This is a genomic window from Peribacillus sp. NPDC097895 (assembly GCF_050277555.1).
GTDB lineage: Bacteria > Bacillota > Bacilli > Bacillales > DSM-1321 > Peribacillus.
In genome coordinates this window covers 362,919-375,849 of sequence record NZ_JBNNSH010000004.1, presented here as the reverse complement: position 1 = coordinate 375,849, position 12,931 = coordinate 362,919, and the positions used below count along the sequence as shown (strand labels likewise).

The window sequence follows — 12,931 nt, the reverse complement described above, 5'->3', positions numbered from 1 at the left end:
TTGTTGCTTTCTCTAAAACTCCTTAAAACCGAGTCTTTTCAATAAAGAAATTCCGCCATTTGTTACAGCATTAACAATTGTCCGCTTACTTGTTCGTAATAGCTTCTCTGGCAGCATGAAAATGAGCGATGGCATGATCTGCTGTAGGTCCCGATTCCATGATAAACTTCCATTTAGTCGATTCTTTCTCTTTTTATCAAGAAACTCATTAGCCTGAAAATTAATTCTATATTAGGTTAAAAATAGAACTATTGTAAGATAAATCTATTTTCCTTGTATGATAAAGTAGAATAGTAGCAAAATTAATCGAAGGATGTGGTATTATTTTGAAGTTAAATGTTAAAATGTCGTTTTTTGCTTTCGTTTTTTTCTTGTTTTTCATACCAAATTCAATCTTTGCTCAAGAAATTTTACACAATGGAAGTCAAGGACAAGCAGTTTATGACCTACAAGAAAAGTTAAAGAAAATGGGTTACTTTAAAAGCCAACCAACAGGATATTATGGGTCAATTACTGATCATGCAGTGAAACAACTTCAATTAGATGCTAAACTATTGCCAGATGGAATTTATGGATTACAAACACAACAAAAGGTAAATAGTATTGAAATGATGGCCAGGGTTGTTCATGGAGAAGCTCGAGGAGAAACCTATGAAGGAAAAGTTGCTGTCGCTGCAGTAATTTTGAACCGAATGTCAACACCAGGTTTTCCTAAAAATACTTACGATGTTATTTTTCAGACAAATGCTTTTACAGCTATACATGATGGGCAATATTATTTGACCCCAAATAGCAATTCTTATCAAGCTGTTATTGATGCATTACAAGGTTGGGATCCTACAAAGGGTTCTGTTTATTATTATAATCCACACTTGGCAACAGATGAATGGATTTTCACTAGGGAAAAAGTCATTAAAATAGGCAACCACTTATTTGCAAAGTAAAACTAATCTACATACATATTGCCATTATATTTTTATAGTTTCGAATTATCATTATCCCAATTAACTATTTCATGGGGTATAGTTGAATGGTCAGGCAGTATTTGCCCGACCTTTTTGGCGTCCCCAATAGCCATCAACCTAAGAAAATGTTTAACCCCCAAAACGAAATTTTTTTTCATCTAAAAAATAGAAATGTTCATTTTATCATTTTGGGTGGTTCATCCTGTTATCTTGATGGGCATGTGAAGCTGCCCCTGTATCTACGTTCAAAATACAAAAAGAATTATAGCTAATGAACCACTCACTATTCATAAATGGTGGATGAGTCATAATATGACCCTACTAGTGGATGTCCATAAATACCTGTCACTCCCCGAAAGAATATAGGTAGCAACAGGCATATTGTCAAACACTTAACAGTGTGTTTTCTTCCTGTTCCAATAATTTGATAGCTGTTTTGCGAATGAGTTCAGGAAGTACATGGAATGTATACGGTTTATAGACGCGCTCCGTCCACTTATGTCCGTCTTTCCCATAAACGCCCATGTTCACGGAAGCGATATTCAGTTCACGAATGCCTTTAACCGGGACTGGGTAAATCGATTCCCATTCCGGAAAATTATTAGTCAAAGAACTGATTTCTTCATCCGTTTCATGCAAGGAAAGAAAGCTGCCATCTGCCAAATAAGGGAAAAATTTTTTCAAGGCAAATTGTTCACCGGTCTGCTGTTCCGTTTCCGCTAATACTTCTTTGATGGATTGCAGAAGCTTTGCATCACGCTCATCTTCTTCATTCAAATAATTGTGCGGTAAATAAGGCGGAGCAAAGAAAATGATGACCCTTGGTTTTTTATTCGGATCTAGATTTTGCAGTGCTTCCACGATTTTAAAGCAACGTTTTCTTGGTTCTATATGCTGATGTTCTTTTTGTACTTCTTTTGCCGTTCTAGCAGCAGGAAGTCCCTTGCTTTCCAGCTCTTTTATAAAATCCGCTAAACTCGTGACTTCGATGTACCAAGAAAGTTCCTTTCCTGGTAAACACGAACGTTTAAGAAATTCCTGGTACTGTTTAAATAAATAATACTCAGCTTCTAAACAGGCTTCTCTTGTGATAGCCGTTAGTTTATCCATCACTTCTTTAGCTGTTGATTCATAAAGAAAATAATTAAAGTATAAATAACTGCTTGTCGCTGTCTGTACCGTATAAAACTCTTTATTATCACGCTGCTGCAAGCATGTTGGCGGCAGTGTCAGTTCGCCATCAATATTTTCTGCCAGTTCTAAATTGTTATGGATACGGCGTGTGATTTCTGCCGCAACAAAGTTCGGGTCAATGCTTGAAAGCGTATCGCCTACATGAGACTCGCGCCCATATACATAAAAGCTTGGTAGAAGCTTGCCGGCTGCTCCTGTATAAATATAGCGGTGAGGATCACCTTCATAAAGGGGGGTGATAAAATCATTATTAATGGCTGATACGTAATCCAATTCATACACTTCTTTTAATCTTTTCAATTCTGGGATGGCCGAAATAATACCTTTATGTTGGCTTTCCTCATCAGGATTCATCATCAAAAGGATATTGCCTGATAGCTCATCTAAATGTTCGGTGAAATACAAAACATTAGCTAGGTGTACCGCAGCACCGCTTTTCATGTCGACAGAACCTCTTCCAAACATCCAATCCCCAGATTGAGCATCTGCTTGCACGTCGCTGTCTAACTCGTATGTGGAAAAAAACGATTCCAAAACATCAGGATTTACAGCATCTGATTTTAAATGACCGAAGTCCTCAATTCCTACCGTGTCAATATGAGAGTGAAAAATAACGGTCTTATCGGACGCTTTCTTTCCTCGTACGAGAGCAAAGATATTTTTCCTTTCAACCGTATCATTTGGAACAGGCTGTTCCCATACAAAACCAGGGTTTTGTTTAAAGTAAGGAAAGCTTTGAAGAACTTCTTTAATAAAATCTGCAACAGCACTTTCACCTTCTGATCCATTAATGCTTTGAATTCCCACTAGGTGTCGCGTCAAAAATTCAACCTGTCCAGGTATATCTTTTTTCTGTAATTGATGATACACACCCTCACTCCTCATATTCATCATTATGGAAACGCTTTCTCTTTTTATCTAGTTAACTTATATTTACTAGCATAAGGACTTATAATATTGGCTAATCACCAGAATCGTCATTACTATATTATTTTTTCTTTTCTACTATCATTTTTTGACTTCTCTTTCTTTGCCAGTATACATTTATAGAATAATATACAGGCTACCAAAAATCCTATCCCATAAAATAATCCAACTCGTTGAGTGGGGTCAAAAGCAAGGAATACTAGAATCAACAAGCAAAAGCTTATACAAAACAAAGGAACAAATGGATAAAAAGGGACTTTGAAATGTAATTCTTCCGATTTCCCACCCGCTTTTATAAACTTCCTTCGAAACATATATTGCGATAAAGCAATTCCCATCCATGAGATTGTAACGGAAATACCCGCAATAGACATTAGTAATACGAACACAGTATCAGCAGCAATAAAGCTAGTTAATAACGATAAAAGTGAAAAAGTTATGGTAAATAACAGGGCATTCAACGGCACTTTTCTCTTAGTCAAAATACCAAACATCTTAGGTGCCATTCCATCATGTGCCATCGACCAAAGTAAACGTGAAGATGCATAAAGACATGAATTCCCAACAGAAAGTATAGCGGTCAAAATAATGAAATTCATGATACCTGCTGCATATGGAACCCCTGCTATCTTCATTAAAGTGACAAAGGGACTTTCTAATAAACCCAATTCGGAAGAAGGGAATATGGCAGAAAGAATAATGATAGACGCAATGTAGAATACAATGATTCTAAAAATTACATTTCGAATGGCCCTAGGAATGCTCTGTTCAGGATTTTCACTTTCCCCTGCTGCTATTCCTATTAGTTCTGAGCCTTGATAAGAAAATATTACATTCATCATTGTGACAAAGACAATGGCAATACCCCCTGCTGGAAAAAGACCTGTAGGAGCCAGATTCTCCAAGAATGGAGTTGGACGATCCGAGAAAGAGACAAAGCCAAAGATGCCCGCGATTCCAATGATGATAAACAAGATTACTGCAACGATTTTTATTCCAGCGAACCAATATTCCGCCTCTGCGAAACCCCTTGTTGTTAATGCATTCAATGTAAATAAAAGCACAATGAACACAGCACACCAAATCCAAGTAGGAACATGAGGGAACCATTGTTTCATCAATATTCCTGCAGCGGTAAACTCAACTCCTGCAGTTGCGGCTGAACCGACGAAATACATCCATCCAAGCGAAAAACCAGCGGAAGGTCCAATATAATCAGCAGCATATTTTTGGAATGATCCTGTAACCGGCATATGAACGGCTAGCTCGCCTAAACAGACCATTACCATATACAAGATAAGACCACCGGCTAAATAGCCCACCAGAGCCCCTCCGGCACCTGCTTGATTAATTGTATAGCCTGCATTTAAAAAAAGGCCTGTACCAATAACACCACCAAGTGAAAGCATAAATAAATGACGGCTTTTCATAGAGCGTTGCAGTTGATCATTGTTCTCCAGAACATTCCCCATATTATCACGTCCTTTTCTCATCCCTTATTCCAGCTTCTCCCTACTTATCTTAGAATCTCAAAGAAAGACAACTAAGACCGCCATCTTGTTTTTGGAATTCAGACATTTCCACTTCAATCACAGTGTATCCCACATCTTCAATCTTTTTCTTAGTTCCCTCAAATCCTTTCGGGATAATAACGTAGTCGTTCATTCGGATGCAGTTACCCGCATATTCTTCTTCCTCTGTTACAACGATTCGATTATAGCTAGAAAAAGCCTCGTGATTGATGAATTCTCCGGCTATTAATAAATTATTGTCGCCTAAATAATTGACTCCTGTTTTTAGATGAAAAAATTTCTTAAGAGGAATAATGGTCGTGCCATATCCATATTTACCCATAATCTCTTTAAACTGCAGACCTCCAGCTTCATTGGTTCTGGTAGAAAGGCCTACATAAAAGCGATCTTCAACTTGCATAACATCTCCGCCATCTAACATTCCAGGGGATTGAATATATTCAATTGTGTCATGAAAGTCCTTTAATACTTCTTTCATTTCAATAATTTCACCATTTCGGCTTTCTGCACCAGGATTGGTTATAAGGGCACATTTTGGCGTCAACACCGCCGTATCTTCTACAAATGTTGAATCAGGGAAGTTTTCATCCATTTCGAGTACGGTCACTTTCACACCACTGCGTTTTAAGGCTTTTACATAAGCGACGTGCTGTTCAAGCGCTTTATCATAATTTGGGGTTCCTAAATCGGATGTAGTTAATCCATTTACAAAACTTTTTCCAATCTTTCGTACAATCGCCTGTTTAAACATATATATTCCTCCTAATATAGTGAACTTTTAAAATAAGGGAAGTGTATTAAATGGACCTCCCGTACCTTTAAATGAAATTTCTGTTCCTTCCTATTTGTCTCTTTCACTCGATGCTGTTCAATCCATTTTATGTAATGGTTTTCCAGCAAGCATATTACATCTTCTTAATGGAATAGATAACACACGGCAACTTCATATCTTTTCGTTATCTAAAACTTCAATTGGATTGATTCCTCTATTCAGCTGGAGTTTCCAAAAACAGGCTTGAGAGGAGAATAGACAACGCACCCTTTACATGAAGTAGAGGAACTACGATTACTTTCTAAATAGGTGACGAAATTTCTTTCAATTGTCCAATTGCTTCATCATTGGTCCTAACCCCTCTTGCTGCAGGCAGAGTGCACTCATCCGCCAATAGACATATCCTCCTTCAAACCTTCCTGTACCGGTTATCGCTCCTAAAATTTAAGTAATTTGCTAATGTTATGGATTCATATGGCGTATTGTTATTCCTGGTTTAGCTTTCACTCAATCTTGTGTGTGAAGAGAATCGAAGCATACGTTGTCATCGTTTAATTTAGATTCTTCCGCAAACCTTACAGAAATGATAGGATGCCTTTATCGCTGCTCAACCAAACTCTTCATTAAACTCTCCAGCATAATAGGAGTATGAATGAAGGCACTATCGATGTGAAGGCGCTCAGTACGCTGGTGTGCATCTTTGCCAAACGGTCCGACATTGAGCACGGGCGCTTGAAGTTGAAGCATATCAGCGAAAGGAATGCTGTAAGTATCGCCCCAGACTGGCGTATTCCGTTCAAAAGCCGTCCAGCCATCAGCCTCATCACTATATTGAACATAGCTTAAATCGCAAAGGCCATTAAAATAATGAATTTGGCTGACTTCTACATCAAGCTTGCCGGCGGTTTCCTTTATTAATTGAACAGAATCAATGATAAGCGGGTCATCAGATGCATTGACTGCCGGATAATATGGAGGAGCAAAAAGCAATACGATGGCCGGCGCCAGCTCCTGACATTGAATCATCAATTTGTCAGCGATTCGGAGTGATTTATCCCGCTCATCCCAATCCTTGTTTCCTTGGACTTCACTCTTTATTTGTTCAACAAAATTGCCACCAAATTTCCCCTCTGCATAAGAAATTAATTTTTCGTAGCGCAACACTTGCACTTCGCCTACACCTTCAATTTGTTCACGTCGGCAAAGAGCTTTATATGAATCATTGCACATGAGCGCCGCTTCCTGTGCAACCTGTTCGAATAAATTCATAATTTCAGCAGCACTTCTTTTCAAAAGGAAAACATTATAAAGCGCTGCTGCTCGATAAGGCGTCTGTGTTGAATATTGTAATTTCAAATCTTTTTGCTGGAGCGATACGGGTAAAGGTGTTTTCTCTCCAAGGTCACTTTCCTGAAACAGAGGGTTCCACTCCATGAGCTGCGTAAGGAACGTGGAAATATAGTTGGCTGTTATTCCCTTTAATGGTTCACCTACGTGAGTTTCTTTCCCATAAAAAAGAGCTGCCGGCATGATTTTCCCCATCGTTCCAGAATAAATATAATGTCTATCATCCCCCGGTTTCTGTGAAAAAGATGGTTCACTATTAATAAACATTTTATAAGAAAGATCATATTTATCACGTAAATTCACAAGCTCTTTAACTGCCGCTCTCATTCCCGCGGAATTCACTTCCTCATCAGGGACAGTTAACAGCAGCAAATTGATCGACCATAGCTCGGTACTTGCTTTTTCAATAAGAGCCATATGAAGGGCAAGCCCCATTTTCATATCCATTGTTCCTCTTCCAAACAAGTACTTTCCCGATTCGAGATCAATGCGCGCTTCTTCCGGTAAATCACCTTTTCGATCATGAAGTTTTCTTGTGAGCTCCTCCGGTTGAAAAGCAAGAGTCTCAAGATCGCCGTATTCTTCAGTCTGAACCGTATCAAAGTGGCTAATTAATACAACTGTCTCCTTTGCTTCAGGATGTTTGTAAAAGGCATTGACAAAATTCCTCCCCAGATCAGCTTTGTGAAGTGATAAGTGATCTGGATTCTTTTTAAAATAATCAAGTTCACTTAATTTCTCTTGAACTTTATAAGGGAATGTGCGCTCCCCTTCTGTGTGTGTACAGCTTTCCCAACTAACTAGTTCACATAACAAAGCACGAAGCGTTCTCTGGCTACCCCATAGTAATTGACTCATTGAATTCACCTTCCGGATTTAACTAATGTAAGAGTAGTCTTGAAAGATTCAAGATCTTAATGAAATGACTTGTTCATTCATCCCCGCATAGGACGAACCACCTTTCATTTCTCTCAATTTTCTGATTTTTAAAAGCGCAGTGACAGGCAGCTCAATCCACCGTCTTGTTTTTGGACTTCCGACATATCAAGTTCAATCGTTTTATAACCGGCATCATTCATTTTACGTTTCGTTTCTTCATATCCCTTTGGAATAATCACATAGTCATTTACGAGGATACAGTTTGCTGAGTATTCGTCTTTAGCTGAAACCGTGATTTTCTTGTATTGTGCAAAATCTGGATGATTGATAAATTCACCTGCAGCTACAATCAAGTTATTGCCAAGGTAGGCAACTCCTGTTTTCAGATGGAAGAACTCTTTTAACGGAACAATCGTCCCTTTATAGCCTTCAGATTCTAAGATTTCCTTTAACTGGCGGGCACCTTCCTCATTTGTACGATCGGAAATACCAATATAAAAATGCTCTTCGACTTGAAGGACATCTCCTCCATCTAATGTGCCTGGAGCGTTTATATAGTGAAACTTTTTATAGAAATCCTTCAGAACGGACTCCATTTCTTTTATTTCACCGTTTCTTGTATCAGCTCCCGGATTAGTGATGACGGCAAATTCCTGAGTCAAAACAGCGGTATCTTCAACGAATGTTGAATCGGGAAACTCTTCGCTTGCCGGCAAGATTGTAACTGAAACCCCGCATTTTTTTAAAGCTTCTACATATGCAGCATGCTGCTCCAATAATTTTTCATAATCTGGTTTTCCATAGTCGGATGTTGTTAATCCATTTACATAACTTTTTCCTGGTTTTTTTACAATTGTATGTTTAAACATCATTTATTCCCCCATTTTTATATATTCGTGCGCACAACCGGACAGGTTAAACAGGTGGGTCCGCCAGTGCCTTTATAACTGATTTCATTTCCTTTGTATTCATATACTGTGGCTCCGGCATCGAGAAGCTTTTGCTTGGTGTAAGCGTTGCCACTAGACATTACACAAACACGCGGAGCTAATGCAAGCACATTGCAACCTAGGTTCATATACTCATCATCCGGCACTTCGATAAGCTGAATGCCACGTTCTATAAGCAGTTTTCTGAAAAAGACTGGCATAAGACGAGAATGAACAACCGCTAAATCATGGTCGACCATGCTGATGAAAGACATAAGATGGAGACATTCTCCTTCGCCCTGATCATGCGAAAGCTGGACAACGATGAATTCATCCACAAGATGGGCAGTCATCTCTTTTAATTGTCGAATCGCTTCAGCGTTTGTTCGATAGCCATGTCCGACAGCAAGTGTCCGGTCATCAAGCCAAACGATATCCCCGCCATCAGCGACAGCATCACCAGTCAAAACACCAATGATCGGGATGTTCTTTTCCTTACAAAATTCCTTGTATACATCTGCTTCAGGCTGCCTCAATTCTTTCCCAGACTTTAAAATTATGGCTCCTTCGCTTGTGAATTTGACAGGGTCATGTGCATACAAAGAGTCCAGGCCCACTTCCGAAGATGCGGGTAAATAATCGATGTTTGGAACATATTTCTCCAAAATGGAAATAAAGTCACCAAACTCTGTTAAGGCTTCTTTGAAATCTGGCTCTTCTGCATAGTTGAACTTCCGCCATTCTTGGCTAATATGTTCTTGACTAATAAAAGCGTCGTTTGGATGTTTTACAATGACACGTTGCAATGGTTTGTACATAGACGAACAATAGTTCATTACCTTCCTCCTTTTTCCGCATAACGGAAAACGATTCCGCTAATAGGAAATTTTATTAAATTATAAAATTAATTATGGTATACTGTCAATATGTTTTAAATTTTTAGATATTTTTTATGTTACTCGTAAATGAAAGATAGGTGGTAAGTTTATGCAATCAATTGACCGTGCCATGAACGTTATTAAGGTTTTAGTTTCCAATTCATCGGAAAACAGGCTATCTATTACGGAACTATCTCAAGAGTGTGATCTTCCTGTTAGTTCCATGCATCGTTTGTTAAAAGCCATGTCTAAACACGGCTTAATTCAACAAGACGAACAATCCAAACAATATGGTTTAGGTAACATTTGGCTCGAATATGGCCTACGTATGTATGACAAAATGGATTACATCAGTCAAATAAGACCTGAACTGGAAAGACTGATGAACATAGTAGAGGAAAGCGTCTATCTTAGTCAGCCAATAGAATTGGAGTCACTCATCATCGAACGAATCGATAGTGAAAAAAACCAAATCCGAGTTTATGATCAGCTCGGATCACGCGTCCCTATGCATCTTGGAGCTGCTAATAAGGTGATGCTCGCCTTTATGCCATATAATCAAGCGGAAAAAATTATAGATGCTCTTCTCCCAAAACAAGAAAGACCTGATTTTTGGAAAACCTTGCAAGAGACTAAAATGAAGGGATTCGGAATCAGTCACAGTGAAAGAACAGAGGGAACATCTTCTGTTGCTGTTCCGATTTTGAACCATTTTGGGGAAGTACACGGGGCGGTGAGTATTGGCTTTGTCAGCTTTAACTTGACAGAAGACAGGCTTGATTTTCTCATTAAAAATGTGATGGAAACTGGCAACCGAGTTTCCACAAAATTGGGTTATAGTGGATAAGTTCAATACCTGTATTAGAGAATATAATTTTTGAAATTGTGGACGATAGAATATAGTACCTGGGAACTTACTTTACGGTGAGGAGTTAAGGGGATCGTTCATGAATTAGACTATACGAACAACTTCTGAGTGCCGTTCAAAGTGTTTTATTCAAGAGAGATTCCTAAAACTACTAAAGAAGATGAAAATATGTTGGAAGAATTGGTGAAGGGAAAAGTCAAAATAAGAGAGTGTATTCTGCAAAAATACATGATTTATTTAGATGGAATGAGCAAGTATGCACCCGAATAATCGGGTGTTTTTTTATTAAGGATATCGGATTCTTTAAAGGTTTATTATCTTGCGGCAGCTTGGAAATCCAAATGCTGATTAGCTTTTACTTTGCATTCTTTTCCCTATTCTGCATTAAAGTTTGGGATTTAACAGTATAATCATTTACCTTTGTTACTATTTCTAAAATTATCGTAATCAGTTTTAATGTAATGAAATACCTTTGCGTTGCCATCATGGTCTGGATGAGTTATTTTTAATAACCTTTTATATTCTGCTACCATTTCTTTATTACTCGCCATTTTTGAAAGCCCTAATTTTTTACTGTAATCATTTGATTGAGTAGTAGAGTCAAAAGTGTACTTGTGTCTTATGTTTTCTTTTACTTTTATCAATTCATTACGTAATTCAATATTTTCTTTTAATAAATCCTTTGTTTCATTTTGTAATTCACTTTTCTCATTCGTTAGAATTACAACTTCCTTCTTAAACATATCTCTTTGTTGGATTAGTATTTTTTGGGCATTCTCATGAAGTTCTTCAATTCCTTCTATATGCTTATCTTGTGCTTGTATTTTTAATTTTAATCGCTGGATGATTTCGTCCTTATTTTGATTTATAGACAACTTTGAGGCTGAGTCATCGATTATGTATCCAGTTTTCCGTTTTCCGTTTCCCTCGTATTTAATCTTACCTTCACGCAGCCAACGTCTAACAGTTTGAATACTAATACTATCTGTTATTCCTGCGTCTTTTAATAAGTCAAAAGCCTGATCTGTATTTTCCATTATGTATCCAGTTATCCGATTCCCGTTTCCACCCTCGTATTTAATCTTACCTTCACGCAGCCAACGTCTAACAGTTTGAATGCTGATACTTTCCGTTACACCTGCATCCTTTAACAGGTTGAAAGCTTGATCTGTGTTCACAATGTACCTCCGTGATTTTTTCATAGGTTATTACCATTACGCAAGCAATTATGTTAGCTAATGTTTTAAATAATAGCATAGCTATTTTCTATACAAAGAACAAATAGATAAATAATAGATGACAAATATAACAGAAGGATAACGATAACATATCAAAATTTAAAATAATACTAGAATAATTAATGGCATCTGTCCTTCGTTTCTAAATCACAACATCAATGGCATGTAAAATTAGGATACCTCTTAACTAGGAATAACCGACGGGCAAGAGTACAGGCTTACCTTCCCGTATTTCTTTTTGGATTAAGGAATTCCCAAGGCATCTAAATCGGAGGATTTGTTTTGTATTGGAGAAGATATGGTGGATTAAACAAACTAACCAATGGTATCTTTCATGAGGATTCTCGATCTTCATTATGAAAACTGAGTCCCCTCCTTGTTTTTCTAACCTTTTCAATGTTAAAAACCAACATTTTATTCAGATTAATAACGAGCCCACTCAAAGGGAAAACCGATGATCTTTAGTTTCATTAGAAAAGGCGATCCCACTTACTGAAGAATCACACCCATACAGGGTGGATTTACAATGTTTTGGATTTCAGTATTAAAAATCCCAATCTCTCTGTGATATATATGAGAAATTGGGATTTAATCATTCAACAATTGCGCCCTACGTCGGGGACCCTGCGAAATGCTTTTATACAAGCATCGCCTTTAATTAAAAAAATTATTGTTGGCCCTCTGTGTAAATTTGAAAGGTAACACCGAATTTGTCGGAGACAATTCCATAAGCTGGGCTAAAAAAAGCTTCCTGCAGCGGCATTTTTACTTGTCCATCTTGCGACAAAGATTCAAAAATTTGTTTTGATTTTTCGACATCATTCGTTGAGATACAAATCGTAACTTGATCACCAATTTGACTGGTTTGACCCGGAAACATATCAGAAAACATGAGGTCAGTTTCCCCAACTTTTAACATTGCATGTGACACAAGATCCTTTGCTTCTTCTGGTAAAGGAAAATCGGGGTTTTCAGGCATTTCTCCAAAAGTTTGATTAAAAAGGACTTTCGCATCCAATGCTTTTTCGTAAAATTGGATCGCTTCCTTCGCATTTCCATTCATCATTAAATAGGGAGATAATCGCATTGTCATAATTAAACAGCTCCTTGGTTCTTATTTTTTTACATAGCTTGAGAAACTACCAAGCCTTTTTTTGAACTTGTCAGTGATAATAACCGCTATACCATTATTACCTATGATTTCATTTTACATTAAAGAACATATGTTCGTCAATAAAAATGAATCGAAAACTGACAATTTTTCCGACTCATTTGTTGGAATTTTCTTCGATTAAATCGATAAATGCCATTAGTGATTTTCCAGTTTTACTGCGGGTGAATCGGGTCATTTCATCATATAAAAATACAAGGGAAACATTGTCCCCTTGTATCACTTTAAAAC

The 12,931-nt window shown here is 37.7% G+C and carries 10 protein-coding genes; 2 read left to right on the top strand and 8 right to left on the bottom strand.

What is annotated here, in order from left to right:
• Nucleotides 1-326 precede the first annotated feature (326 nt).
• Nucleotides 327-944 (top strand): cell wall hydrolase, encoded by a 618-nt coding sequence (locus ACQKMH_RS20860; RefSeq protein WP_427589304.1) that lies wholly within the window; start codon nucleotides 327-329, stop codon nucleotides 942-944.
• Nucleotides 945-1,349: 405 nt separating this feature from the next.
• Here ACQKMH_RS20860 and ACQKMH_RS20855 read toward each other — a convergent pair whose 3' ends face one another.
• The 6 genes from ACQKMH_RS20855 to ACQKMH_RS20830 all read right to left on the bottom strand — a co-directional run bounded on the left by ACQKMH_RS20855 (nucleotide 1,350) and on the right by ACQKMH_RS20830 (nucleotide 9,381).
• A complete protein-coding gene (locus ACQKMH_RS20855; RefSeq protein ID WP_427589303.1) occupies nucleotides 1,350-3,029 on the bottom strand; it encodes a M20/M25/M40 family metallo-hydrolase in 1,680 nt (559 codons plus the stop codon).
• A gap of 113 nt (nucleotides 3,030-3,142) precedes the next feature.
• The gene (locus ACQKMH_RS20850) at nucleotides 3,143-4,579 is read right to left on the bottom strand and encodes an amino acid permease (RefSeq protein ID WP_427589302.1); all 1,437 of its coding nucleotides are present in this window, start codon (nucleotides 4,577-4,579) and stop codon (nucleotides 3,143-3,145) included.
• A 28-nt stretch (nucleotides 4,580-4,607) separates the two neighbouring features.
• Nucleotides 4,608-5,369 carry a dimethylarginine dimethylaminohydrolase family protein gene (locus tag ACQKMH_RS20845; protein ID WP_427589301.1) on the bottom strand — a complete coding sequence of 254 codons (762 nt, stop codon included), beginning with the start codon at nucleotides 5,367-5,369 and terminating at the stop codon, nucleotides 4,608-4,610.
• 618 nt (nucleotides 5,370-5,987) lie between these two features.
• Nucleotides 5,988-7,595, bottom strand: coding sequence for a M20/M25/M40 family metallo-hydrolase (locus ACQKMH_RS20840; RefSeq protein WP_427589300.1), 1,608 nt, complete (start codon nucleotides 7,593-7,595; stop codon nucleotides 5,988-5,990).
• Nucleotides 7,596-7,723: 128 nt separating this feature from the next.
• Nucleotides 7,724-8,488: a dimethylarginine dimethylaminohydrolase family protein gene (locus tag ACQKMH_RS20835; RefSeq protein ID WP_427589299.1), complete on the bottom strand. Its 765-nt coding sequence runs from the start codon at nucleotides 8,486-8,488 to the stop codon at nucleotides 7,724-7,726.
• Between the two features lie 14 nt (nucleotides 8,489-8,502).
• Entirely contained in the window at nucleotides 8,503-9,381 is an 879-nt protein-coding gene (locus tag ACQKMH_RS20830) for a dimethylarginine dimethylaminohydrolase family protein (RefSeq protein ID WP_427589298.1), read from the bottom strand.
• A gap of 151 nt (nucleotides 9,382-9,532) precedes the next feature.
• Here ACQKMH_RS20830 and ACQKMH_RS20825 point away from each other — a divergent pair, with 151 nt between their 5' ends.
• Nucleotides 9,533-10,270, top strand: coding sequence for an IclR family transcriptional regulator (locus ACQKMH_RS20825; protein WP_427589297.1), 738 nt, complete (start codon nucleotides 9,533-9,535; stop codon nucleotides 10,268-10,270).
• 431 nt (nucleotides 10,271-10,701) lie between these two features.
• Here ACQKMH_RS20825 and ACQKMH_RS20820 read toward each other — a convergent pair whose 3' ends face one another.
• Together ACQKMH_RS20820 and ACQKMH_RS20815 are read right to left on the bottom strand one after the other, a co-directional pair.
• Nucleotides 10,702-11,469: a hypothetical protein gene (locus ACQKMH_RS20820; RefSeq protein ID WP_427589296.1), complete on the bottom strand. Its 768-nt coding sequence runs from the start codon at nucleotides 11,467-11,469 to the stop codon at nucleotides 10,702-10,704.
• Between the two features lie 727 nt (nucleotides 11,470-12,196).
• Nucleotides 12,197-12,622 carry a VOC family protein gene (locus ACQKMH_RS20815; protein WP_427589295.1) on the bottom strand — a complete coding sequence of 142 codons (426 nt, stop codon included), beginning with the start codon at nucleotides 12,620-12,622 and terminating at the stop codon, nucleotides 12,197-12,199.
• Nucleotides 12,623-12,931: the final 309 nt, after the last annotated feature.

Excerpts from the sequence above, each read along its gene's own strand:
- ACQKMH_RS20835 (WP_427589299.1), bottom strand. The coding sequence starts at position 8,488 with ATGATGTTTAAACATACAATTGTAAAAAAACCAGGAAAAAGTTATGTA.
- ACQKMH_RS20850 (WP_427589302.1), bottom strand. The coding sequence starts at position 4,579 with ATGAGAAAAGGACGTGATAATATGGGGAATGTTCTGGAGAACAATGAT.
- ACQKMH_RS20845 (WP_427589301.1), bottom strand. The coding sequence starts at position 5,369 with ATGTTTAAACAGGCGATTGTACGAAAGATTGGAAAAAGTTTTGTAAAT.
- ACQKMH_RS20840 (WP_427589300.1), bottom strand. The coding sequence starts at position 7,595 with ATGAGTCAATTACTATGGGGTAGCCAGAGAACGCTTCGTGCTTTGTTA.
- ACQKMH_RS20825 (WP_427589297.1), top strand. The coding sequence starts at position 9,533 with ATGCAATCAATTGACCGTGCCATGAACGTTATTAAGGTTTTAGTTTCC.
- ACQKMH_RS20815 (WP_427589295.1), bottom strand. The coding sequence starts at position 12,622 with ATGACAATGCGATTATCTCCCTATTTAATGATGAATGGAAATGCGAAG.
- ACQKMH_RS20830 (WP_427589298.1), bottom strand. The coding sequence starts at position 9,381 with ATGAACTATTGTTCGTCTATGTACAAACCATTGCAACGTGTCATTGTA.